The organism is Nitrospira sp., assembly GCA_005116745.1.
GTDB lineage: Bacteria > Nitrospirota > Nitrospiria > Nitrospirales > Nitrospiraceae > Nitrospira_D.
The window spans coordinates 148947-173664 of the sequence record SWDS01000010.1 but is presented as its reverse complement, the minus strand read 5'-3'; the positions used below and the strand labels follow the sequence as shown (position 1 = coordinate 173664).

General features: G+C 55.7%; 25 protein-coding genes. 9 read left to right on the top strand and 16 right to left on the bottom strand.

The genetic code is table 11. From position 1 onward, the window contains the following. Window positions 1-12: 12 nt before the first annotated feature. The 9 genes from E8D52_15610 to E8D52_15570 form a co-directional block, all read right to left on the bottom strand. Window positions 13-354 carry a S1 RNA-binding domain-containing protein gene (locus tag E8D52_15610; protein ID TKB65822.1) on the bottom strand — a complete coding sequence of 114 codons (342 nt, stop codon included), beginning with the start codon at window positions 352-354 and terminating at the stop codon, window positions 13-15. Continuing rightward, window positions 351-641 (bottom strand): type II toxin-antitoxin system RelE/ParE family toxin, encoded by a 291-nt coding sequence (locus tag E8D52_15605; protein ID TKB65821.1) that lies wholly within the window; start codon window positions 639-641, stop codon window positions 351-353. The genes E8D52_15610 and E8D52_15605 overlap by 4 nt, the downstream gene beginning before the upstream one ends. Next, window positions 638-820, bottom strand: coding sequence for a hypothetical protein (locus tag E8D52_15600; GenBank protein ID TKB65820.1), 183 nt, complete (start codon window positions 818-820; stop codon window positions 638-640). Before E8D52_15600 ends, E8D52_15605 begins: the two co-directional genes overlap by 4 nt. A 130-nt stretch (window positions 821-950) precedes the next feature. Further along, on the bottom strand, window positions 951-3350 hold the full coding sequence (locus tag E8D52_15595; protein ID TKB65819.1) for an RNA-binding transcriptional accessory protein: 2400 nt from the start codon (window positions 3348-3350) through the stop codon (window positions 951-953). Between the two features lie 215 nt (window positions 3351-3565). Continuing rightward, window positions 3566-4117 carry a hypothetical protein gene (locus tag E8D52_15590; protein TKB65818.1) on the bottom strand — a complete coding sequence of 184 codons (552 nt, stop codon included), beginning with the start codon at window positions 4115-4117 and terminating at the stop codon, window positions 3566-3568. 213 nt (window positions 4118-4330) lie between these two features. Further along, window positions 4331-5767 carry a class II fumarate hydratase gene (locus E8D52_15585; protein ID TKB65817.1) on the bottom strand — a complete coding sequence of 479 codons (1437 nt, stop codon included), beginning with the start codon at window positions 5765-5767 and terminating at the stop codon, window positions 4331-4333. A gap of 354 nt (window positions 5768-6121) precedes the next feature. Beyond that, a complete protein-coding gene (locus E8D52_15580; protein TKB65816.1) occupies window positions 6122-6385 on the bottom strand; it encodes a hypothetical protein in 264 nt (87 codons plus the stop codon). Window positions 6386-6865: 480 nt separating this feature from the next. Continuing rightward, on the bottom strand, window positions 6866-7315 hold the full coding sequence (locus E8D52_15575; protein TKB65815.1) for an Hsp20/alpha crystallin family protein: 450 nt from the start codon (window positions 7313-7315) through the stop codon (window positions 6866-6868). Window positions 7316-7449: 134 nt separating this feature from the next. Next, window positions 7450-8586, bottom strand: a complete 1137-nt coding sequence (locus E8D52_15570) for a citrate synthase (protein TKB65814.1) — start codon at window positions 8584-8586, stop codon at window positions 7450-7452. 150 nt (window positions 8587-8736) lie between these two features. Between E8D52_15570 and E8D52_15565 the strand changes: the two genes are divergently transcribed. Beyond that, window positions 8737-9129 carry a hypothetical protein gene (locus E8D52_15565; protein TKB65813.1) on the top strand — a complete coding sequence of 131 codons (393 nt, stop codon included), beginning with the start codon at window positions 8737-8739 and terminating at the stop codon, window positions 9127-9129. Between the two features lie 144 nt (window positions 9130-9273). Here the strand turns inward: E8D52_15565 and E8D52_15560 are convergent, their stop codons facing one another. Further along, on the bottom strand, window positions 9274-9642 hold the full coding sequence (locus E8D52_15560; protein ID TKB65812.1) for a hypothetical protein: 369 nt from the start codon (window positions 9640-9642) through the stop codon (window positions 9274-9276). Window positions 9643-9733: 91 nt separating this feature from the next. Here E8D52_15560 and arsC point away from each other — a divergent pair, with 91 nt between their 5' ends. Further along, window positions 9734-10084 carry an arsenate reductase (glutaredoxin) gene (gene arsC, locus E8D52_15555; GenBank protein ID TKB65811.1) on the top strand — a complete coding sequence of 117 codons (351 nt, stop codon included), beginning with the start codon at window positions 9734-9736 and terminating at the stop codon, window positions 10082-10084. Window positions 10085-10147: 63 nt separating this feature from the next. Here the strand turns inward: arsC and rnd are convergent, their stop codons facing one another. The 3 genes from rnd to E8D52_15540 form a co-directional block, all read right to left on the bottom strand. Continuing rightward, entirely contained in the window at window positions 10148-11353 is a 1206-nt protein-coding gene (gene rnd / locus E8D52_15550) for a ribonuclease D (protein TKB65810.1), read from the bottom strand. Between the two features lie 12 nt (window positions 11354-11365). Continuing rightward, the gene (locus E8D52_15545) at window positions 11366-11995 is read right to left on the bottom strand and encodes a J domain-containing protein (GenBank protein TKB65809.1); all 630 of its coding nucleotides are present in this window, start codon (window positions 11993-11995) and stop codon (window positions 11366-11368) included. 75 nt (window positions 11996-12070) lie between these two features. Next, window positions 12071-13537 carry an NAD-dependent malic enzyme gene (locus E8D52_15540; GenBank protein TKB65808.1) on the bottom strand — a complete coding sequence of 489 codons (1467 nt, stop codon included), beginning with the start codon at window positions 13535-13537 and terminating at the stop codon, window positions 12071-12073. 140 nt (window positions 13538-13677) lie between these two features. On the opposite strand from E8D52_15540, the gene E8D52_15535 reads away from it, so the two are divergent. The 5 genes from E8D52_15535 to E8D52_15515 all read left to right on the top strand — a co-directional run bounded on the left by E8D52_15535 (window position 13678) and on the right by E8D52_15515 (window position 21063). After that, window positions 13678-17358, top strand: coding sequence for a DUF255 domain-containing protein (locus E8D52_15535; GenBank protein TKB65807.1), 3681 nt, complete (start codon window positions 13678-13680; stop codon window positions 17356-17358). Window positions 17359-17391: 33 nt separating this feature from the next. Then, window positions 17392-17967: a hypothetical protein gene (locus E8D52_15530; protein TKB65806.1), complete on the top strand. Its 576-nt coding sequence runs from the start codon at window positions 17392-17394 to the stop codon at window positions 17965-17967. Between the two features lie 126 nt (window positions 17968-18093). Next, the gene (locus E8D52_15525) at window positions 18094-19647 is read left to right on the top strand and encodes a Ppx/GppA family phosphatase (GenBank protein TKB65805.1); all 1554 of its coding nucleotides are present in this window, start codon (window positions 18094-18096) and stop codon (window positions 19645-19647) included. Further along, complete coding sequence (gene tmk / locus E8D52_15520; GenBank protein TKB65804.1) at window positions 19644-20393, top strand: dTMP kinase; 750 nt, start codon at window positions 19644-19646, stop codon at window positions 20391-20393. The genes E8D52_15525 and tmk overlap by 4 nt, the downstream gene beginning before the upstream one ends. Then, window positions 20341-21063: a thymidylate kinase gene (locus tag E8D52_15515; protein ID TKB65803.1), complete on the top strand. Its 723-nt coding sequence runs from the start codon at window positions 20341-20343 to the stop codon at window positions 21061-21063. Before tmk ends, E8D52_15515 begins: the two co-directional genes overlap by 53 nt. Here E8D52_15515 and E8D52_15510 read toward each other — a convergent pair. Continuing rightward, window positions 21060-21593, bottom strand: coding sequence for a phosphohistidine phosphatase SixA (locus tag E8D52_15510; GenBank protein ID TKB65802.1), 534 nt, complete (start codon window positions 21591-21593; stop codon window positions 21060-21062). The two genes, E8D52_15515 and E8D52_15510, sit on opposite strands and share 4 nt — an antisense overlap. Before the next feature lie 133 nt (window positions 21594-21726). On the opposite strand from E8D52_15510, the gene E8D52_15505 reads away from it, so the two are divergent. Both E8D52_15505 and E8D52_15500 read left to right on the top strand, forming a co-directional pair. Beyond that, window positions 21727-22242, top strand: a complete 516-nt coding sequence (locus E8D52_15505; protein ID TKB65801.1) for a hypothetical protein — start codon at window positions 21727-21729, stop codon at window positions 22240-22242. Next, entirely contained in the window at window positions 22242-22445 is a 204-nt protein-coding gene (locus E8D52_15500) for a hypothetical protein (GenBank protein ID TKB65800.1), read from the top strand. Before E8D52_15505 ends, E8D52_15500 begins: the two co-directional genes overlap by 1 nt. A gap of 218 nt (window positions 22446-22663) precedes the next feature. On the opposite strand, the gene E8D52_15495 is transcribed toward E8D52_15500, so the two are convergent. Both E8D52_15495 and E8D52_15490 read right to left on the bottom strand, forming a co-directional pair. Further along, window positions 22664-23092 carry a tetratricopeptide repeat protein gene (locus E8D52_15495; GenBank protein ID TKB65799.1) on the bottom strand — a complete coding sequence of 143 codons (429 nt, stop codon included), beginning with the start codon at window positions 23090-23092 and terminating at the stop codon, window positions 22664-22666. A 215-nt stretch (window positions 23093-23307) separates the two neighbouring features. Further along, window positions 23308-24714, bottom strand: coding sequence for a tetratricopeptide repeat protein (locus E8D52_15490; GenBank protein TKB65798.1), 1407 nt, complete (start codon window positions 24712-24714; stop codon window positions 23308-23310). Between the last annotated feature and the right edge of the window lie 4 nt (window positions 24715-24718).

The window sequence follows — 24718 nt, the reverse complement described above, 5'->3', positions numbered from 1 at the left end:
ATAGGACGTTCCTTATGACTTTTGCCTGGCCTTCGCCAATGCCAACGCCATCGCCCCGATCGGCTGAGGCACTCGCGCCGCCTGGCTCGACACCGACGGCCCACGCCCGCGCGAGTCACGCGCGGATTGGCTCCCAGGCTGTGCCTGAGCAGATGGGCGGCTCGCGGCATCTTCAAGTCGCATCGTCAGCGCAATCCGCTGATGCTTCAGATCGACATCGATCACCTTCGCCTTAACGATCTGCCCCGGTTTGACCACCTCGTGCTGGTCTTCAAGAAATTGAGGATCAGGTTGGGGCCGGGCATGTGCATTGAATGCTGTGCTGCAATACCACCCAAAAGTACACGAAATCACGACTCCAAATGGAGGAGGCGGGCGGCGTGGTGAACGGTGAGAATATGGATCTCGCCATGAATGAGCCGATAGACGATTCGGTAGGAGCCTTGGATCACCTCCCGAATCGCTGGATTATTGGCTTCCGGGACGACACGTCCGGATTGAGGGAAGGTAGGCAATCGCTCGACTGCTGCAATCAGTTGTTGCCTGACAAGTTCAGCGTAGTGAGGAGAGTCTTGGGCAATGAACTGCCTGATGGAGCGAACATCTTCTATGGCTCGACGAGTCCAGATCAGCGGAGTCATGTGAGGAGCTGACGAACGGCTTCGGCATGAGGCACCGTTTCACCGGCATCAGATTGGCGTATGCCCTCTTCGACCTTTGCGAGGAAACAGAGCCGTTCGATCGCGTCCTCAAATGTGGCCGTGTCAGGAAGCCCCTGGACGACCTGCAGAATCTTTTGTTTCATCGTATCGGTAGCCATGGCCGATCACCTCGCAGAACATCACTTTAGGACACTTTCCTTCATGCGTCAACTGAGCAGGGTTAGGATTGAGGGTCTAGTAGAGGGATAACCCATCGCTTTCCCTAACGCCTGTTCGATTGGATGTTTATTATGACTTCTGTCTCGCCTTTGCCAATGCCAACGCCATCGCGCTGATCGGCTGAGGCGCTCGCGCCGTCTGGCTAGACACCGACGGCCCACGCCCACGCGAGTCACGTGTTGCCTGGCTCCCAGGCTGTGCCTGACCAGATGGACGGCTGGCCGCATCCTCCAGACGCATCGTCAGTGCAATCCGCTGACGCTTCAGATCAACGTCGATGACCTTCACCTTGACGATCTGACCCGGTTTGACCACCTCGTGTGGATCTTTGATAAATTTATTGGCCAGCGCCGACACATGCACAAGCCCATCCTGATGCACGCCGATATCCACGAAGGCCCCGAAGGCCGCCACATTCGTGACCACTCCCTCCAACACCATGCCGGCCTGCAGATCGCTCAGAGATTCAACCCCCTCCCGGAAACTTGCCGTTTTGAATTCTGGACGAGGATCTCGGCCTGGCTTTTCCAGCTCGACAAAAATATCCCGTACCGTCGGCACCCCGAATTGCTCATCGGTAAAATCAGCCGGCGCCAAGCCCTTCAAGACCGCCGGCTGACGCATCACGTCGGTAATCCCGGCTCCCAGTCGCGTCAGAATGCGCTCAACCACCGGATAGGCCTCTGGGTGCACCGCGGACCGATCCAAGGGATTGTCGCCATCGGGGATGCGCAGAAAGCCTGCCGCCTGTTCGAATGTTTTTTCACCAAGACGCGGAACCTTGCGAATCGCCGACCGATTTAGAAACGGCCCGTTTGCGTTGCGATAGTCCACAATATTCCTGGCCAATGCCTTATTGAGGCCCGAGACCCGTTCCAATAAAGGCACCGAAGCCGTGTTGACGTTCACGCCGACGGCGTTGACGCAATCTTCAACCGTAGCATCCAGCGACCGAGCCAAGGCCCGCTGATCAACATCATGCTGATACTGTCCCACTCCGATCGCCTTCGGCTCAATCTTCACCAGCTCGGCCAACGGATCCTGTACGCGCCGAGCAATCGACACCGCGCCTCGCACACTGACATCCAACTCTGGGAACTCGGCCGCGGCAAAGGCCGAGGCCGAATAGACCGACGCCCCTGCCTCACTCACCACGAGTTTCATAACATTGTGTTCTGGTCGTTGCGTGGCGACCAGCTTGATCACCTCACCCGCCAACTTATCCGTCTCACGACTAGCCGTTCCATTCCCAATGGACAGCAATTCCACGCCATGTTGAACGACGAGACGAACAAGTGCCTGCAACGACCCCTGCCAATCATTGCGAGGCTGATGCGGATAGATGGTTTCGGTCGCCAATAATTTCCCTGTGGCATCGACCACCGCCACTTTGCATCCGGTGCGAATACCTGGATCCAAACCGAGGATCACTTTTGGCCCAGCCGGTGACGCCAATAACAATTCATGCAGATTCCTGGCAAAAATCTTGATCGCCTCGGCCTCGGCGGCTTCGCGCAACTGCACCAAGAGTTCGGTACTGATCTGGAGATGCATCTTGACACGCCACGTCCATTCGCACACACCGGCTAGCCACTTGTCCGCAGATCGCCCTCGATCTTCGATGCCCGCGTGAGCCGCAATCGTTGATACGCAGGGATGGGGAACGACCTTGTCCAGCGCCTCACCTAAACCCAATTCAAGTTTCAAGACTCCCAGCGAACGACCTCGGAATAATGCAAGAGCCCGATGCGACGGTATAGTCTTGATCGACTCCGCATACGCATAGTAGTCACGAAACTTCTCCTCTTCCGCCGTTTCCTTGTCTTTCATCACCGTCGACGTGAGGACACCCTGATCCCACAGCCGAGTCCGCAACACGGCTAAGAGATCGGCCGTTTCCGCAAACCGCTCCATCAGAATGTCCCGTGCCCCTTCCAGCGCAGTCTTGGCATCAGGCACATTGATCGCCTCCACCCCTTCGGCAGCCGGCACAACGCGTATGTACTTGAGCGCTTCTTGCTCGGGATCCAACCTCGGATCAGCCAAGAGACTATCGGCCAACGGTTCCAACCCAGCTTCGCGGGCAATCTGCGCGCGTGTGCGTCGCTTCGGTTTGAAGGGGAGGTACAGATCTTCGACAGCCTGCTTGGTGGCCGCGGCCTCAATGCTCGCCCGCAATGCATCCGTGAGCTTCCCCTGTTCCTCGATCGAAACCAAGACAGCAGTGCGGCGCTCCTCCAATTCGCGCAGATAGAGCAACCGTTCCTCCAGCGTGCGCAGGTGTGTATCGTCCAGGTTACCAGTCGCCTCTTTCCGATAGCGCGCAATGAAGGGCACCGTGGCCCCTTCGTCGAGCAGCGTGATCGCTGCTGCAACTTGATGGGCCCCAACGCTGAGCTCCTTGGCAATGATCGGAACAATCTTGACCTGCACCACATCAGGGGAAATTTGAGTCGTTTCAGTTGTCATCGGTCTCATGAGCCTATGTTTCCGAACGCGTCAGCGGTCCGCGCTCTCTAAGAGTGAGCAGGATGCGGTTATTCTGGACATTCGCATTGTACAGAACATTCCAGCCATATGGTTGGCATCAATCAAGTTCTCCCGGAGTTCGGTAGAAGAAGAAACATGGTGATCAAAGGGATACGTCGAATTCAGGAGGACATGACAGGAATTCGGCACACGAGTTAATGAGCAAGGGTTCCAAACGCGGCAAATAGTCGCCCCGCAAGGTAATAGGTCCCACGGGCGTCGCCCACGTGCTTGCGTCGGAGGAAATCGTTGAGCACTCGCCCATCCGGGGCTTTGCGTGTGTCCGGATGCTTGAGATTCATGCGATACCGTTCAATCCCTGCTGACACCGAACTGACGAACACCACGGTCCCATCGAGGTCCACCTTCTCAACGACACCGACATGCGTGAGCGGGTCGTTCGGCAATCCATCTCGGTTGAAATCCCAGGTGTTGTGGAAAAATACCAGATCTCCAGGATGGACAGTGGGTCCATAGTGAATTCGCCCATGTTCTACCATATGGGTAAAGATACGCCCGACGCCGTTACCGCCATCAAGTTCGCCGAGCCCACCGTACAAGTCCACCAGCTGCGAGGCGTAGACGCCTCGAACAAAGCCTGAGCAATCTGGAGTATAGTTCCGTCCATCCACCTGAATGCGGGACTGTCCGACAAATCTCACCGCTGTCTTCGCCAGCGCCATCTGCCGTGGAACGCCCTGTACCATGGCACAGCAATGAGCTCCCCGTGTGCCCATCGTAGGAATCATACTCCTCTGATCCGGTACAGGCTGACGCACGGTTGCGGCACACCCGCCGAGCGTGCCTGCAACGAGCACAACCACGAGACCGAGCCTGAAGAAATGCCTGTCGCCGACTGACCTCATCATGCTTCAGTATACCGACCAGCTCGCGTAAGACAATCCCCGCATGCGGTTCAGCTACCCTCCCGCGCTCCCCACCGGTCCACCCGGTTCGGTCATACGCCAAGGATCGAGGAGCTGCGCGAGACGTTTATCCGGCAAGACCTTTTGGTCTTTTGCCATCTGTCTGACCGTCTTGCCTGACTTGTAGGCGTCCTTCGCCAGTTTGGCCGCAGCTTCGTAGCCGATCTCCGGCGCCAACGCAGTACACATTGCCAGGCTTTCTTCAATGAGGCTCTTGCATCGCTCTTCGTTCGCCTTGATCCCTTCAATACACTTGACCGAGAAATTGTTGGAGGCGGTGGCTAACAGCTCAATGGACTGAAGAAGATTGTACGCCATCACCGGCATCATGACGATGAGCTCGAAGTTCGCTGCCTGCCCACCGATGGTCACCGTCACATCGTTCCCGATCACTTGCGCGCAGACCATCGTGACAGACTCGGCGATCACCGGATTGACCTTCCCCGGCATGATCGAAGAACCAGGCTGCGTCTCGGGCACATTGATTTCGCCAAGTCCGCACCGAGGCCCTGAACCAAGCCATCGAATATCATTGGCAATCTTCATGAGACTCACGGCCACGGTGCGCAGACACCCGCTCGCCTCCACAAGGGAGTCTTGTGCCGATTGAGCCTCAAAATGATTCTTGGCTTCCTTAAACGAACAGCCAGTCTCTTTGGAAATAATGGCCATGACTTTTTTCGAAAATTGCGGATGGCAGTTCAACCCTGTGCCCACTGCGGTTCCACCCAATGCGACTTCGATCAAGGCGGCTTGGGCTTGCTTGACCCGCTGAATACCGAGCTCGATCTGGCGAGCGTAGCCACCGAATTCCTGCCCAAGGCGAACCGGCGTCGCATCTTGTAGATGCGTACGCCCAATTTTCACAATCTGATCAAACTCCTTCGCCTTACGCTTCAACGCCTTATGCAATCGAGTCAGCGCTGGCAGCAGCTGCTGCTGCATCATTTCCGACGCAGCAATGTGAATAGCGGTTGGAATCACATCATTGCTCGATTGGCCTAAATTCACATGGTCGTTCGGATGCACCAGCTTGCTGCCACGCGCGCCACCCAGCAACTCCGTCGCGCGGTTAGAGATCACCTCGTTCGTATTCATATTGGTGGACGTACCGGACCCCGTCTGAAAAATGTCGACCGGGAACTCGGCATCCAGCTTGCCATCGACCACTTCAGTCGCCGCCAGGTTGATCGCCTCAGCAGGTTTTTTATCCAACAATCCAAAGGAGTGATTCACCGTCGCGGCAGCCCGCTTGATCATCCCCATGGCTCGGATGACTGCTCGCGGCATGCGCAGCGAACTGATCGGAAAATTCTCGATCGCGCGTGCGGTCTGTACTCCGTAATAGGCCTCAACGGGAACAGCCAGTTCCCCCATGGTGTCTCGTTCCATTCGAGTCGATGCTGACGGCTTGTTCTGATCCTGTTTCATGCACAGTGCTCCAGGGTAAGAGGTTCCAACTCCTTGCGGGCGTCATGATAAACTTAGCCCGCTCACTTTCACAAGAGCAGACAGCATGACTCCCCCTGACATGGCCTGAAATTCTCGGCTGTCGCCACGCGGAGATCTCTAGCGTTTTCGAACCCACGCCAACAATGGCAGGCAGTATGTCTTGAGGTCTCACTCGATGAATCAGTTTGGAATGAGTGAGCTAGGAGCGGTGTACCGACAAATAAGAAGGCCCACCTGAGAAGGTGGCCTTTGCGACAATCAGTGAATCCAACGATCCATTCCGATCGCTCATCCTAGGCGAGCGGCCCAGCGTGATGGGCTCCTATCAGATCATCACATACGAGCGATTTCTCCCTCGACTCCGTCAGCTCTATTCGTCTTCGGCTGGAATACGTACGCTGGTTCGCATTTAGCAATCCTGAATACATGCACGATATCGATCCCCATGCCTATCAATGCAAGGCCCCATCCACCGACGATCATCCACCAGGCTAACGAAAACACATCCGAAGGCTGGTCGAAGTCAAAGACGGCCACCACACCCCCGAGTGCCAGCACCATTCCGACTATCACCAGCGAATAGCTGAGAGTTTTCATCTTGGCCTCCTCAAACAGGTCAGGTGTTTGAATAGGGTCGACAGCTGAGCCAACGGCCGACACGCCTTTTTTCATGTGTACAGAATACCGATCAAGACCTCCATCATAATTTATCTATTTCCTGCCTGATTACCATTAAAATCGCGATGACGTTCGCCTCCTGTCTCGTATCAGGAGAGATTATGGCAACGATCTGCCTGACTGATTGGATCCGTGTGAAGCGGCTGGCATTACCATAGGCGTCAGCCCTTGCGCATGCCGATGACACTGAGGATAGTGCTGCGCACTCTACTCGGTTTCATCAAATACACAATACGCAAAGATGACCCTATGAGTAGATCCGATAGGGCCCTAGCCTTCGATGCACCAAATGACCCGATGAGCGATCACGGGAACCAGTGCCCAGGTGGGGAAACCTCAAAGACAAAGGCCCGCCTGATGAGGCGGGCCTTTGTTCTCAGGAACCTTAATCAAGGCAGCTTACGCCACCTTCACTTCGATAGCCTTCGGCTTCGCCTTCTCCGACTTCGGCAGATGGAGGTTAAGCACCCCATCCTTGAACTCGGCTTTCACCTTTTCCTCTTCAATCACATCAGGCAACGAGAAGGTCCGGACGAAGCTGCCATAGGACCGCTCGATCCGATGGTACTTCTTTCCTTTTTCTTCCTTCTCGTGTTTTCGCTCGCCCTGAATCGTGAGCACGCCGTCTTCCACCGTCACCTTGACGTCTTCTTTCTTCACATCGGGAATTTCCGCTTTGATCTGATACTCCTGTTCTGTTTCACTGATGTCCACCGACGGCGTCCAATCCGCCACGATCATGGTCTCTTTCCCGTTGGTTCGCGACTCAGCGGGGCGCGCAAACATCCGATTCAACCGGTCTGAAACTTCTTCCAATTCACGGAACGGATCCCATCGTACGAGTGCCATAGCAACCTCCTCTTGGATTCGTATTTGGTTGTCAGGTTATCGTCGCTGGCGCCGCGTCGATTCAACTGCCTACCTGACAGATAACTCGACCGATGGGAAAGTCAAGAGCCTGCACTGCATCGCAAATACATGGATTATCGCTGATCAATAGGCACGTAGGGACGGTTATGCTCGCCGGAATAGATTTGATCAGGCCGAAACAGCTTGTTTTCCCGCAACTGCTCCAGCCAATGGGCCAACCAACCCGACACCCGCGACATGGCAAACAGTGGAGTAAAGAGATCGACATCAATCCTCATCTTGTCGTAAATGATGCCGGAGTAGAAATCGACGTTCGGGTAGATGCCCTTGCTGTTCAGCATTGTTCCAGCCGTCGTCTCCACTTCCAAGGCAATTTCATAGAGAGGCGAGCTGCCGCATTCCTTAAACAAGCGCCGACAAAGTTCCTGTAGGACCGTGGCACGAGGGTCCTTGACCGTGTAGACACGATGGCCGAAGCCCATCAGTTTTTTCTTATTCTGCAAGGCACGTTCAACGTACGGTCTCGCCTTCTCCGCCGTACCGATCTCCTGGAGCATCACCACCACTTCTTCGTTTGCGCCCCCGTGCAGGGGGCCTTTCAGCGCGCCGATCGACGAAGCCACAACCGTATAGGGATCAGCCAGCGTCGAAGCCGTGACCAGTCCCGTAAACGTGGATGCGTTCATGGTGTGTTCGGCATGAAGAATTAAACAGTCATCAAAGATATCCGCCCACACGGATGGAGCAACTGACTCAGTGAGCATGTATAAGAAGTTCTCGCTGAATCCGAGATCATCCCGCGGCGGGATCGGATCATCACCGTGGCGCAGTCTTGCCCAGGCTGCAACGATCGTCGGTAGCTTGGCGACCAGTCGCACCGCGCTCCAATAGTTATTCTCGACGTCCTTGACGTGGCGGCCTGGATAAAACATGCCGAGTGCCGCCACCGCCGCCTGAAGCGCATCCATGGGATGGCCCTGTTCGGGAAGGCACTTCAGCAAATCAATGATACGGAACTTGATGCGCCGATGATGGGTCACGTCCGTGGTCCACTGTTGGAATTCAGCCGCTGATGGAAGATGCCCGAACAGCAAGAGATAGGCGGTTTCCAGGTACGATGACTCGGCGCACAGGGTCTCAACTCGGATACCGCGGTATTCCAGTATGCCGCGTTGACCATCGACATCGCTGATGGATGAGGTCGCCGCAGGAACACCAGCCAAGCCTGGCATGAAATCATGGGGCATGATGTATCCTCACATGAAAAGAATTCTTGTAGTGCTTCTTTTTACCCTAGCATGACCGTACGTCATTCTTGCAATGGAAAATTCTGCTTGGCATACTGAATTCAGAGCGCATCCACAACCAGGGCCAGACGAGGTAATGACCTAGGGACGTGAATGAGATACCCAGCCTTCCTTCTCTGCAGCATTCTCATCGTGCTGGTCGGCGTCGCGCACACGGTCTCCGCCGGAACAGAAGAGGATGTGATCGCGTTCGCCGTTGTCAGCGAGCTTCCCAAAGATAAGACACGGGTTCCAGCGAAAGTCGCAATCGAAGGATCGGTCACCGACATGAAGCTGCTGGCATCCGATCACATCCTGTCAAACTTAGCCTGGAAACAATTGGAAATCTGCCATGCGCTCAAACTCGAAGGCCAGAAGTCTTCCGAGGGATTCCGGATCCACTCCCTGCGCGCCATTGACGGGGCCATGCTGCCGATGGTGTTACAGGGCTATGCGGGAGATTGCCTACTCAAAAAGGCATTGGAAGTGGCCCCCTTTGTCGATTAACATCTGACAGGATGTTGAAAAATTCCTCCAGCGTCGTTCTCGCGTCGCTCAGAGCCTCAACGTACCGCAGCGTACGCCTCGCCTCTTCGCTTGCTGCGGCCTTGCTGGAAGGTCTTTTGAACATCCTGTGGGTAATGCTGATCGTCAGATGGTACAGTCTGGGCACTGCTCCGGTTCCTGATCTGACTCGCGTTCCTCTAGCGTGAGGGGGAAGAGCATCCCACAGGATAGGCAGGATCGGATCTCAAAATAGGGAACGCCGTGCTCATCGAGTTCAGTCGGAAGGAGGAGCTCTTGTGGGTCATACCCAACCAGCCCCTCGTCACTAAACTTGACCACGGCAAGTCGGTCGTTGAAGGATTCGAACGTCGCTTCCTGTCCTTTGCGAGCAAGCATATGCCCAAGGACAAAGACCGGCTGACCTTTACGCTTGATGCGGAGATCCTTGAGTGTTCGCTGGGAGGCAGTGGCACACGCGAACTGACCGGCAGAGCTGGTTCCGACCCACGGCATACGCGACCTTGTTGCAAGAACACCACCGACTGGGATCTAATCATAGGCTGAAAAAACTCGTCAAGACGCGTCTTCTCACCAAGGAGTGACTATGGCAGATATCACGATTTATCACAAACCGACCTGCACGACGTGCCGACAAGCCGTACAGATGCTCAAGGACAGCGGCAAACCCTTCAAGGCCATCAACTACTACGAGCAATCGTTTACCAAAGCACAGTTAAAAGCCATCTTGAAGAAGGCTGGCCTCTCCCCTAAAGAGGTGCTGCGAACCAAAGAAGATATCTATCAAGAACTGGGCCTGGCAAAGAAACAGCTCTCCGATGATGAGCTCCTTGACCTGATGGTGAAACACCCAGATCTGATTCAACGGCCGATCGTGGAGAAAGGCGACCAGGCAGTGCTGGCAAGACCGGCGGACTCGATTAAAAAGCTCTTGTAGGTTCTGGACTCCGAACCTCAATGACGTGCGATCGGAGACGGAGTTCCACGCAAGCGGGATCACTCAGCGATCGGAGACAGGCTCTGAGGGCGACCACCGGAGCGTCCGTGTGCCTTGATCAACGGTGAAGGCGACCTTTCCGTCCAGCGCGTCCAGTAGCAGCTCGCCTACCAAGATTCGTCTCCACCCCCTCAGGAGTGGGAGATCCAGAGCCGATCGATTCGTCTTGGCCTCGACTAACTCCTGAAGGTCGGCCGTGGTGGCCAGCAAGGTCGGCGCAATCTCTTCTTCCAGCGCACGCGCTTTGACGATCGCCTGCAGCAGCTCGACAAACCCGTTCGCTTCAGGCTCAGGCTTTCGCTCCTTGGTGAGCACCGGCCACGCCGAGGGTGGAAGTGCAAGCGCCGCGCAAATCGCTGCGAGTATCGACTCTCCATTGCGATCGACTTCTGACGGATGGAGACCTCTCACGTTGCGCAACTCATCCTGATGTCGTGGTGGCTGTCGCGCCAGCTGAAGCAGCACTTCATCCCGGACGACCCGACTGCGTGGCACATTTCTCCGTTTCGCTTCCCCTTCGCGCCACGTGGCAAGTTCCCGAAGCACCACGGCGGATTTCGGCTTGAGCTGATCCCAACCTCGTATGCGTTGGTAGCGTTCTTGCGGTTCACGACGAGTCTCGCCGACGGCCCCTTCAAGACGAGAGAACTCTTCATCCACCCACTGGAGGCGTCCAAGTTTCGACAGTCGGCTGTGCAAATGGTCATAGATGGCCAATAAAAACGTCACATCCTCCAGTGCATAGGCCAGTTGATCGTGGGACAGCGGGCGAGCGCTCCAATTCGTAAAGGTATGGGCTTTGTCCAGCCTCTTTCCATGCACCCGTTGGACCAGATTGGCATAGGCGACTTGAGGCCCGAAGCCAACCATCGCTGCGGCAATCTGAGTGTCAAAGAACGGTTTGGGGATTTGTCCGGCATGGACGGCAAAGAGATCCAGGTCTTGCCGCCCGGCATGCACGACCTTCTGAACGCGCGCATCGCAGACAATCTCCCAGAACTGATCGAGAGCGCCCCCAGAGAAAACGGCTGGAAAGTCGATGATGGCGGCGGTGTGTTCGGTCGCAACTTGAATCAGTTCCAGCTTCGGCACAAACGTCTCTTCACCCACAAATTCCGTATCGAGCGCCAGGCGAGGGCTGTCGCGCAATTGCTCGCACAATTCATTGAGTGCAGGGGCGCTTGTGATGTAGTGCTGTGGGGTGGTCATCGTACACGTGCCTCACTCAGACGGGCTGTAGGAACGATTCGGGGGCGACATCGGTTCCGTATTGCTGAGGCTGAGATATTCCTTGAGAAACTGATAGGCTTCCAACATGCGGCGAAGTTCCGGTTCTGAGGTGCGATCACCGTTGTTCGCATCCGGGTGTAACTGTTTCGCCTTAATTCGAAAGGCGGCCGTGACATCGGCGAGTGAACTGCCGAACTCCACCCCCATGATCGCATAGGCATCCACGGCGTTCGTCACCGCATGTGGACTCTCCGACAACTGTCCGGATCCGCTTGCAGCCTTGAGCATATCGGCGAGACTAACCCGCTTACGACGCCGTCGAGGGCGTTCACGAATTTCGCTGTCGAATTCATCCCACCGGTCTTCGACAAACTCCAGTCTGGACTCGAGGCGCACGGCTCCGCTCAGATCTCGGATCGCCTCCAATTCTTCTTCGATCTCGATGAGGGACTTGATGACTTCCTCAAGCCCCTGTTCGACCTGGAAGAACCCATCCACTCGCTCTTCCATCATCGTATCAACGGCGAGTTCCAAGCTGTCTTCCGTCTTTGAACGGAGTGAACCGATGCGTTTTTGCATGCCGCTTCGGAACTTCAGAAATTTTGCAGTCGAGAACGGCATGGCCCCCCAACCTTCAAAGAAGGCGCATTGTACCACAGCCAGATCCCCAGCCTGAAGGCTCTCGTCGAGGGTTGGCTACTCTCCGTCGCTATAGGGGGGAGCATCAACGATGGGGGAATCGTCCGCTTTTGCCCGTCTTCTGGCAACCCCGCTGGCTCGCGCCGCGGCGGCGACGGCCCGCGCAACACAAGGAACGACTGCTTTATCAAACACGCTGGGAATAATGTAGTCTTCGCTCAACGTATTCTCTGGAATCACGTGGGCGATGGCCTGTGCGGCAGCCAACTTCATGGCCTCATTGATCTCGCTGGCCTGAACATCGAGTGCGCCCCGAAAGATCCCGGGAAATGCAAGCGCATTGTTGATCTGGTTCGGATAATCCGATCGGCCGGTCGCGAAAATCGCGGCGTGCGTGACCCCTAACTCCGGCGCAACCTCCGGATCCGGATTTGCCAGCGCAAAGACGATTCGACTCGGAGCCATCAGATCGAGATCAGCAGCAGTCACCACATTGCCGACGGACAGACCGATAAACACATCGGCGCCTTTCAGCGCATCACGCAATGTGCCTTTGGGACTGTCGCGCGTCAAACAGGCACGAAGATCAGTTCGGCAAGCCCGTAGTTGCTCAGCCTCCCCACACAAGATGATGCCCTCCTTGTCGCATCCCAGCACATGTGCCGCACCAGCGGCCAACAACATTCGACAGCACGCCGTTCCTGCGGCGCCAAGGCCATTGACGACAATGCGAACCTGATCGAGTTGTTTGCCCGTGACCCGGAGCGCATTCGTCAACGCGGCCAGGAGCACCACGGCCGTGCCATGCTGATCATCATGCATCACCGGAATGTCGAGCGATTGTTTTAGCTTCTGTTCAATCTCAAAGCACCGCGGAGCACTGATGTCTTCCAAATTGATGCCGCCAAAGCCTGGCGAAATTCCTTGCACGATACGCACAATCTCATCTGGGTCCTGCGTATTCACACAGATGGGCCAGGCATCGATACCGGCCAGCTCTTTAAAGAGCATCACCTTGCCTTCCATGACCGGGAGAGCCGCCTCTGGACCAAGGTTGCCTAATCCCAACACCGCAGACCCATCCGAGACAACCGCGACACTGTTGCTCTTACACGTAAAGGTATACACTTTGGACTTGTCTTGTGCGATTGCCCGGGAGACACGACCGACACCCGGGGTATACACCATCGACAGGACATTCCGGGTACGGATGGGATATTTCCCCTCAACTCGAATCTTCCCCCCGAGATGCAGCAAGAAAATACGATCGGACGCCGACAGCACGGTCACGTCGGGCAGCTCGCCCAGCCGGGCGACGACTTTTTCGCCATGCTCCTCGTTCTGCACGTCGAAGGTCATATCTCGAACCATGCGGGTCTTGGTCGCCGACACAAGATCGACGGCGCCGAGATTGGCCTGTTCTTCCGCCAAGAGCGCCGCCACTCTGGCAAAGATGCCGGGCTTGTTCGCGAGTTCGAGGCGAACCGTCAAGCGGTAGTTCGAATAGGGGCCAATGTCTCTCATTGAATGCCTCCGTTGCCTAGCGTATCATAACCTCCACGCAGGGCACGAGCGGTAAGACCCCATCAGTACTCACTCACTCACCCACGCGTCACCCCTCAATCCGTTGACGCTGTTCTCGCCACGATGCTAGGGTGCCCCCCATGTCAATCTCTACCACTACACGACCCCCGAATCGACTCATCCATGAAACCAGTCCCTACCTCCTGCAGCATGCACACAACCCCGTCGATTGGTATCCATGGGGACCGGAAGCGCTGCAGTTAGCGACGACAAAGAATCGTCCCATTCTGCTCTCGATCGGCTATTCCGCCTGCCACTGGTGCCATGTCATGGAACGGGAGTCCTTCGAGAACGAAGCGATTGCGGAGCTCATGAATCGATGGTTTGTCTGCATCAAGGTCGACCGGGAAGAACGGCCTGATCTCGATGAGATCTATATGGCCGCCACCGTCACGATGAATCATGGTCAGGGCGGTTGGCCGATGACGGTGTTTCTGACACCCGCGCAAGAGCCATTTTTTACAGGCACATATTTTCCTCCTGAAGACCGGTGGGGACGGCCTGGCTTCGGCTCCGTCCTGAAGAAGATTGCTGACTATTGGGCAACACGTCCCTCCGAAGTCCAGGATCAGGCCAAAGAACTGACGGCCCAGTTGCAACGTTCAAAACAGCCCCCCTCCCCCATCTCCATCAGCGAATCGGTGTTTGAAGAAGCGGTCGTCCAATTCACGGAGGACTTCGACGAAACCCACGGTGGGTTCGGCACGGCACCCAAGTTTCCCCCGGCGATGGGATTGTCGTTTTTACTCCGGAGTCACCGACGCTCGGGAGATCCGCATACGCTCACGATGGTGACCAAGACTCTCGACATGATGGCGGCCGGAGGGATCTACGACCACATCGGCGGCGGCTTTGCACGCTATTCGACCGACGCACGGTGGCTGGTGCCGCATTTTGAAAAAATGCTGTATGACAATGCGCTCCTGGCCCGCGTGTATGTCGAAGCCTATCAGGTGACCAAGAAGCCGCTCTATCGACAGGTGGCCACCGAGATTCTCGACTATGTGCGCCGAGAAATGACCGGACCGGAAGGCGGCTTCTATTCGTCGACGGATGCCGACTCCGAAGGCGTCGAAGGAAAATTCTTTGTTTGGACCCCTGCCGAGATACAGGACGTCCTTAAGAACGATGAGGACGCACGACGGTTCTGTGCACTCTACGACATCACGGAGTCAGGCAATTGGGAACAGACGAACATCCCCAATCGGCTGCGACCTCTCGACGACGTGACCAGACAGCTGAATCTGACCGCCGACGAGTTGATGGAAATCGCGCCCCGTGCGAAGCCTCTGTTGTACGAAGCACGCCGACATCGTGTCCCTCCGGGTCTGGATGACAAGGTGATTACCTCGTGGAACGGCATGATGCTGTCGGCCATGGCCGAGGCCGCCCGGGTCTTCGGAAACGCCGCTTATCTCGAGAGCGCGCAACGGACGGCCGACTTTCTGCTCCGCAGTCATGCTAAGCCGGACGGCCGCTTACTGCGCACCTCGCGCGGCGATCGCGCCCACCTCGATGCCTATCTTGAAGACTACGCATACCTGACAGAGGGATTGCTGGATCTCTATGAAGCCGGTTCATCCGAATCGTATCTCCAGGCAGCCGCACGACTGGCGGAGTACTTGATCAGTGACTTTATGGACCACGAGCTGGGCGGATTTTTCACGACGGCGACACACCATGAATCCCTCATCCTCCGACACCGGGAGGGCACGGACGGAGCCACGCCCAGCGCCAACGCCGTCGCCGCGTCCGCACTGGCCCGACTGTCCTTCCACTTTGATCGTGACGATTGGCGCCGCGCCGCCATCGCTGCCACACGCGCCTACGGTCGGCAACTGATTCGCTATCCACGCGCTTTCGCAAAAAGTCTGGCCGTAGTCGATTTTCTGATCGAAGGACCAGTGGAACTGGCCCTCATCGGTCATGAGTCGCACAATGACCTTCGCGCCATCCGCGAGGCGGTGGCACAGTGTTATCTTCCCAACCGCATCCTGGCAACGGGTTCTCCAGGGCACCCCTCTTCACTTCCACTCTTGCGAGACCGTCCAGCCGTGTCCGGCAAGCCGACACTGTACATCTGTCGGAATTACACCTGCCGGCAACCGCTCACCGATCCTGATGCGGTCTCAGCGGCGTTGCAGGCTGACCAGACTGCGCCGAACGAGCATGGAACGGAACCAACGCTGTTGCAAGGGATCAGCCTTCCAGGGCACGCCACGATCCAGGGTACGGCGGCCTATGCGTCTCGATCAATGGCGCGGGACGGCGATGCAGGCTTGGCGCACGGCTTTACAGTGCTCGGTGCAACAGGCTTGACCACGACACGGATAGGGTTCGGAACATACCGCGTCGACATGCAGCAGGCCGACCACCGCCATGCGTTGAAAAAGGCCTTGCGAGCGTCTTGTAATCTCATTGACACCTCGACGAATTACACGGATGGCGACAGCGAGCGATTAGTCGGCTCCGTGCTGGCCGAGCTGGCTGCCTCAGGTGAGGTTCGCCGAGAGGAAATCATCGTGGTCTCCAAGATCGGATATGTCCAGGGGCAGAATCTCAAACTTGCCGAAGCCAAGGACAAATCCGGCCGCCCCTACCCTGAACTGGTGAAATACGGAGAGGGCATTTGGCATTGCATTCATCCTGAATTCTTGGCGGACCAGCTAACGTTGTCTCTCGATCGTTTGGGGCTGGCGACACTTGACCTCTGCCTGCTGCACAATCCAGAATATTTCCTCGCAGAATCGAAGCATCGTGGTTCAGCTGATCTCACCGCACTTCGCGGGGAGTTCTATGCGCGACTTGAACGAGCCTTTGCCTATTTTGAAACACAGGTGTCGGCCGGACGGCTCCGCTTCTATGGCGTGTCATCCAACACCGTCACCTCTCCGACTGACGATCCGGAATCGACGTCGCTTGCGCGTATAGTGCAAGCCGCTGAAGCCGCAGCCCGTTCCGTGGGTGCATCTGCCCATCATTTTCGAGTGCTTCAATGTCCGATGAATCTCATCGAGGCTGGAGCCACCAGAACCCTCAACACCGGCCAACCTCAGCTCCAGACCGTGCTCGACTATGCGCGCCAGGACAACATCGCTGTGTTGGTGAACCGGCCGTTGAATGCCATGATGACTCCCAATAGGATGTTGCGGCTGGCAGATCTCCCGCTCGAAGATCCGCCCATCGATATCGATCAACAGCTGAGTACGGTGGGTGCGCTCGAACAGGAATACCGGACTACTCTCGCACCCAACATCCTCTCGTCCGGAACCGAGACAGCACCGGCCGAATACTTCAATTGGTCAGCCGAACTGCATCGCATTCATCCGCAGATACAGGGGCTCGAACATTGGGAACAGATCGAACACCACATGATCGCTCCACAGATCAACCAGGTCTTACAGCTGCTCACGCGCCAGCTTTCCGGAGATGGAGCCGAACAATGGGAACGCTGGCGTCAACGCTATATTCCTGAGCTTCTGACGCTGCTGCGTGGATTCCGGCGCGAAGCCATCTTGAGGAGCCAGGCACAGACAGAACGAGTCGCGCGAACGATCGACCCTCTGTTGCCAGCCTCACACCACACCGCATCGCTCTCCCAAAAAATGTTGTGGCTCCTCACGAGTACGCCGGGAGTCACCTGCGTGTTAAACGGTATGCGGACACCGACATACGTTGAGGATTCCTTGGCGATCTTGAGATGGGAACCGATCAGAGAGACCCAGCCGATCTATGAAGCGGCACTGATGCTGCCTCGGTAACAATCGGCTCATCCTTCCTGAGGAGGAGGATCTATGAGACAGGTTCGCGGTGTCATGGCATCAAGCACGTTCCTCCTCGTCATGCTCCTACTCCAAGGGTGCGCAGCAAAATGGTGGTGGGGATCCGAATCGGGGCAAGAGGGGCAGGCTCAAGCAGAACTGATCAAGGAGCCCGTGATCAAAGAGATACCTCCTGACGACAGGCACCTGACCGGCTCCCGAACCAGCCCGGCCATGCAGTCTGAGCTGTTCTCTCGAAATGCGACCGGCCTGGCCCACGAGACCTTTAGTGACGTCCTATTCGATTTTGATCAAGACACACTCAGGATGGAGGCGATACGTGCCTTGGACGCTGACGCCAAACACCTGCAACACGACCGAGCGACCCGCCTCCTGTTGGAAGGGCGCGGCGATGACTTTGGCACGTCGGCGTATAATCTCGTGCTGGGTGAACGCCGAGCACGAAATGTACAGTCCTACCTTCGAGAACTGGGGCTCTCCATCGATGTGACGACAACAAGTTACGGAAAAGATCGTCCGCTATGCTTTGAGTATTCCGACGATTGCAGGCAGAAAAACAGGAGTGTCCATTTCGTCGTCAACGAATAGGCATATCCCACTCCGCCATGCGCTCCTTCTGGCCTGTGCTTGTCACACACAGTTTACACGCTGATTGTTGACAGGCGCCTGCGCTTTTATTAAGGTCCAATGATTCTTCCACCGTAGGAACCTTCTGTGTCTAAGCTCGCCGTCATCGATATTGGGACCAACTCGATTCATATGGTGCTGGCTGAAGTTCTCCCCGATGCCAGTTTTAAGATACTCGATCGATTTAAGGATATGACGCGGCTGGGCAACGGCGTCTTTGCCACCAAGCGGCTCTCGGATGAAGCCATGTCCAGAGCCCTGGACGTCCTCAAAACGTTGGTCACGTTGGCCCGGAACAAAGGCTTCGACCGGATCGTCGCCATCGCAACCAGTGCCGTGCGTGAAGCTCAAAACGGCGGTGATTTCGTCTCCTTGCTCATGGAGCAGATGGGACTGAGGGTCAAGGTCATCAGTGGGGAGGAAGAAGCCCGGCTCATTTTCCTGGGAGTCAAGCACAGTATCGCCCTTCCGGACGGACCGACACTTGTCGTTGACATCGGTGGCGGTTCCGTCGAATTGATCGTGGGGAATCGAGATGGCCTGATCCACGGGAAGAGTCTGAAGCTGGGAGCAATCCGCTTAGCGGAACAATGCCTTCCCAAGACACCTCCGTCGGAATCGATGATGCGCACCCTCAAGCAGGTCGTCATCACAGAGCTACGGGATGCGCTTGGATGCTTCAAGATGAAAAAGTTCCACTCCTTGGTCGCCACCTCCGGTATGGCAGGAAGTGCCGGTGAGATCATCCATCTCCGTCATACCGGCAGACCCTTGCCTCAGCTGAATCTTGCAACCGTGTCATTAAAGGATATCCGCAGCCTCGAAGCGGAGTTGTCTCGATCATCAGTGAAGGCTCGCCTGGCCATTCCCGGCCTGGACCCCAAGCGGATCGACACACTCTTGCCGGCGACCGTAGTCCTGCGATGTCTGTTGGAACTGTCGGGCCTTCACGCACTCACGCTGTGCGACAAGGCTATTCGTGAGGGTGTGATCTACGATTTTATCGCACGGCACCGAGAGGGGCTAAAAGCCGAACAAGATATTCCCGATGTTCGTCGTCGCAACGTGATCAGCCTTGCTCGACGCTGCCAGGCACCAGAAATTCATTCACTGCATGTGGCCAACTTGGCACTGAGTTTGTTCGATCAAACGAAGAGGGAACATCATTTAGGCCATCAAGAACGCACCTGGCTGGAATATGCCGCCATCTTGCATGATGTGGGGTACCTCATCAACCCGAGGCAGCATCACAAACATGCGTACTACTTGATCAAGCATGGCGACGTAGGAGGATTGACGGCCGAGGACATTGATGTGGTCGCCACCGTCGCCCGCTACCACCGGCGATCCGTACCGGCACTAAAACATGAAGAATTCACCCGTCTGACACCGCGCTTGCAACGTGTGGTCAAGATCCTTGCCTCGTTGTTACGGATCGCCGACGGACTCGATCGAACGCATTTCTCTCTGGTTCAGGCCGTGCACGTCAAGTCGGGGAAGCAAATCACGATCCAAGTTCATCTGACCGGGGATGCGGAGATGGAGTTGTGGGCCGCGAAGAGTAGAGCTGATCTTTTCGAACAAGTATTCCGCCGACGGGTGCAGTTTTCAGGAATGCCGCTAAAAACCAGACAATCATGATCGAATCCCACCTACTCACGACAGCCTCTCATCCTCATCCAGGAAAGCTGATCATCGTCGAAGGCATTGATGGGTCGGGCAAAAGCACCCAACTACAACTGCTGCATAAGTGGCTTGAGTCCAAAGGCCACAAGGTGTTCTTTACCGAGTGGAATTCCTCGGAACTTGTGAAGGAGACCACGAAACGAGGAAAAAAGTCGAAAAGCCTCACCCCGACGACGTTCAGCCTCTTGCATGCCACAGACTTTGCCAGCCGCCTGTATCATCAAATACTCCCTCCCTTGAAAGCTGGCATGATCGTCCTCGCCGATCGCTATATCTACACGGCATTTGCACGCGACGTTGTGCGTGGCGTGGCCAACGAGTGGGTTCGGAAACTCTACGCGTTTGCGATCAAGCCCGACATGGCGTTTTACTTCAACGTCCCCATTGAAGTCGCCATTTCACGACTCTTGCGAGGCACTCGCGGCCAGTTCAAATACTATGAAGCCGGCATGGACATGGACCTGAGCCCTGACGTGACTGAAAGCTTCCGACTCTTTCAATCGCGGATCCTCGCAGAGTATGACAAGATCGTTGGCGAATTTGGTCTTTTGACGATGGATGCGACTCAAGATATCGAAACGCAACAGGAACAGATGCGGGCGCTCGTGGAAGAGGCGCTCCGTGGCTATAAACCAAGACGAGGCACCTATGGCCGACGCACGCTTTTTTGGCGACGGTTTGAAATACCTAGATCCGAGTGACCTGAAAGGCAAGTTGATCGCCATCGAGGGGACGGACGGAGTGGGGCGAACGACGCACCTTGAAATGTTGCAGGAATGGCTGGAGATCCAGGGGTACGGGGTGATGACGACCGGTTGGACCCGCTCCAACCTCATGTCTAAGACGATCGAAGTAGCGAAGGCCGGCAATATTCTTGACCGTTGGTCACTCAGTCTCCTCTATGCGACGGATTTTGCTGATCGCCTCGAACATCAGATCATTCCGGCTCTTCGATCAGGGTTCGTCGTCCTGGCGGATCGCTATATCTATACAGCGTTCGCCCGCGATTTTGTGCGTGGCGCCGACCGCACATGGATCCGAGATGTGCTTGGGTTTGCGTTGATTCCCGACCTCGTGTGTTACCTCCGTATTGACGTCGAGACTCTGGCGCTTCGAGTCATCGAAACCACTGGAATGAACTACTGGGAATCTGGCATGGATCTCCGTCTTGGAGTGGACCTGTATGATAGTTTCAAGAAATACCAATCGCTGCTGATCGGAGAGTTCGACAAGATGGCCCTGGAATTTCACTTCAACGTCGTCGACGCGCGAAAGTCTCCCGAAGAGATCCAGAACGAGCTTCGAGGGTATATTCTCCCGGTATTACAAAACCACAAGCTTCCCAGCGGTACGAAAGCAGTCCCGTCCTAAGACGATTCATCCTGATTCTCTCTCCGCGTTCGCTTGCCCAAGACCCGCAGCTGCAGCGGTGGCAACCACCAGCGCAACCGCCCCTGATTCGGCTTGATGATACCCTCTGCCTCAATGCATGCAGCGCCAGACTTCTTGAAAGGAAAGTTGGGAAGGATTTTTCCACAAAGCAACAGACTCACCACTTCACCAAGCTGAGGCTCATGTCCCACACAGATCACCACCGAGTCCGAGGGAAGCGTGTTGAGAAGTGCGACAAGCTGCTCCGGCTTCGCTCCGACGGCCAACTCTTCCCGTGTCTCGACCTTTAGAACCGGACAGACGACCGTACGCAGAATCCTCGCCGTATCGTAGGCCCGCACGAACGGGCTCGTAAGCAGATGGGTCGGCTTACAGTCAAGTGCAGCGAGCCCTACAGCGGCCTGCTTGACACGCTTTTTGCCCTTCTCCGTAAGCGGACGATTTTCTTCTGCTCCTTCCCACTCGTCGGGTTCTACCGCAATGCCATGGCGAATCAGAATACAGTCCATACGACCTCCCTAATGGGGTATGAGCCTACCACACCGCAACTAGGCAGTTAACACAAGTTTTACCTCTTCGTGACCATCCTGGAACAATGGCCGGATATTCTCCTACACAGATACAACGGAAAGGAAGAAGACTATGCCAGCACTCGAAGCACTTCGTCTGTTCGATAGCGGGGTTCTCTGGCGTCGGGCCGCTCATCTCAATCCTCTCGAGGTGTGGAGCTTGGCCATGAAGGGAGTGCTCAGCCTCGTGATTCTGACGCTCCTGACCGCTCTGACCGGAGGCGCACTCAAAACGTTTTGGGATATCCGCTTGCTCCTCGATCACTCAGTCGAAGTTGTGTTGCGACAGATCATCGTCAATACGCTCATCTTGCTGGCCATTGTCGAAGTATTCAAAACCACGGTGACCTATTTTCGGGAAGGTCGCGTCAAGGTGACGTTCATTGTTGATACGATTCTGGTCGTCATGCTGACGGAAGTAATTTCCCAGTGGTTCAAAGGGGGAGACTGGCAAGCGCTAACGGTGCTCTGCGGCATCGTGTTGGTGTTGGGAATCGTTCGCGTTATGGCCGTTCGGTGGAGTCCGACCTTGAGGGCAGAGCCTCACGATTCCGTTTACCATGATCTGTGTAACCAAGGAGGATCTTGATGACTCAACAGGCTGCAGTGAAACTATTAGCCATCGTCCACGAGCGGCGACAAATCCAACTTGAAGAACTCATATCATATCTTCCAGAGTTCACCTGGAATCAGGTGTTCTCGCTCGTGGATGAACTCAGTCGACGAGAACTCATCTGCCTGCGACGGCAAGGGTTCGGATACGAATTGCGAGTCCCCTCATTGTCCACGTAGCTACTGCCTCAAACTAGCAGGCTGTTGACAAAGTCCGCCAGCGGCATTCTCGCGACGCTCAGAGGCTCAACGTACGGCAGAGAGTACGTTGAGCCTCTTCATTTGCTGCGGCCTTGCTGAACGACCTTTCTGAACAGCCTGCGGGACGTTCGGATTCCATCAGTACGTATAAATGAATCTTTATCCCTGGATCGTTAGATAGGTTTGGCAACATTCTGCTAGCTCTTTTTTGTGGCCACTGTCGGACGGCGAGAGCTAAGTTGCTCGATACGTTCAGCCACATCCCGATAGGCTGGATCTTCCCGCCTGATCCAGCGATAGGCTTCGAGTGTTTCTGCAATCCGGCCCAACGATTCCAGGGTTCGACCGAGGACATAGAGTATCTGAACGGTCTCCTTTGATGAGGCCGGTGTGGATTTGAGCGCCTTCTGAAACGCCGGAATGGCCTCCTCATAGCAGCCTGATAATTTATAACAAAGCCCAATCTGCGCATGAGCTTTCACGGCCAATGACGTATCGACGGCAGCCATCTCAAACTGATCGATGGCGGCCTTATGCAGCCCGGCCTTTTTGAGCGCGATTCCCCGCTCGTATCGTTCCGCCGGACCTACCTCAAACTCAGCCGAGTTCACCATCGAATCTGGCATGATTTCATTGTCCTCCTGAACCAACAAGAGGATCTGTGAAGAAAAGCAGAAGGGATGCAGTGGATTCCAAGAACATGCTAACACTGGATCAAGGAGATTCAAAGAACCTGTGTTTATTTATCAAAGCCTTACGAGCTGACTGGAAGGCATGTAAGAACACCATCGAAAAGACGAACACGTCAATATGATTGTGGAGGCTATTGGGATGGACACCACTAGCTCTTGCGGCCGAATAAAAAATGCAAAAATTTCCCAACCGGCCCTCGAGACCCTGGGTTATTCGGCAGAGCCGGCGCCCCGCCTGAGCCCGCCTGTTTCAGGACTTGCCGCAACCCCATCACTCGATCGGCAACGTCTTTAAACCCTGGGTTCAACTGGTTGATGCGACTATAGATTGCAAGAGCTTCCTCGGTCTGCCCGGTAAACTTGAGACTGTGCCCAAGGAAATACAAAACATCAATACTCTCGTTCGCCGGAGCAGACGGATCCTCCAGTGCCGTGCGAAATGCTTGGATAGCCGCTTGATGTTCTCCCATCCTTCTATAACAGAGACCGACCTGAGCATGAGACTTCAGCCACATCGACTCGCCCTGTGCGGCAACATGAAACATGTCCACAGCCTCTTTAAACCGACCGTGGCTCTTGAGCGCCACTCCAAGGGCGTACGCCTCCTCTGGAGAATCGGGGCGACGAGCGTCGAACGAGTCCTCGGTGGTAGGGTCCTTCCCAAGACTCCTGAGTGTGTCATCAACCTCGGTCATATCCTCAGGAGTCTCGGCCAGCGCAACCAGTTCCTCTTTAGCCGCCAGAGGAAGAATCCCTCCCTTCGTGCGATCAAGCGCCGCTTGAGCCACCAATTTTGACGTGATGACTTTGGCCTGTTCGGCATATCCGTAGGTCAATGCTCTGTCCGACACTTGATTGATCAGGCGTGGATTGCCTTGGCTCAAGCGATGCACCAACGCACAGGCCTTGTTCGTAAAAAGAGCCGCCGGTCCACCGGCGACTCGTAGTCGATGACGAATATAGTGTCCCGTGTCGACGTCCGTCAGTGGTTTCAGATGATAATCGACGACGATCCGCTGGGCGAACTGCGTCATGTCCATACGCTGCAATAACATATACAAATCCGGTTGCCCGGAGAGGATCATCTGCAGCTTCAAGGTCTTGCCATCGTTCAAGTTGGAGAGAAGGCGGAGTTCTTCGAGCAGTTCGGCACCCAGATTTTGGGCTTCGTCGATGATCAGGATGACGCGTCGATGACTTTTCGACTCCTGAGCGAGAAACTCGGAGAACATGTGATAGGCCTCGATCGGATCAAGCCGCTTCGTGCTCAATCCAAGAGACAACAAAATCCAGGGTAACAGATGTTCGATGTCGTAACGCGCGTTGGTGACCAAGCCAATCGTGTGTCGAGTGCCGTGCTCCGCAACCAGCTTCTGAAGAAGGGATGTCTTTCCAAGACCAGGCTCGCCGGTGAGAACCATAAACGGCGCCTGACTGAGGAGACCGTACTCCAGCAAACTGTATGCGGCTTGATGTTCGGAACCGGAGTACAGAAAACTGCTGTCCGGAAGAAGGGCGAATGGTTTGGCCTTTAGGTGGTAGAATGACTCATACATCGTT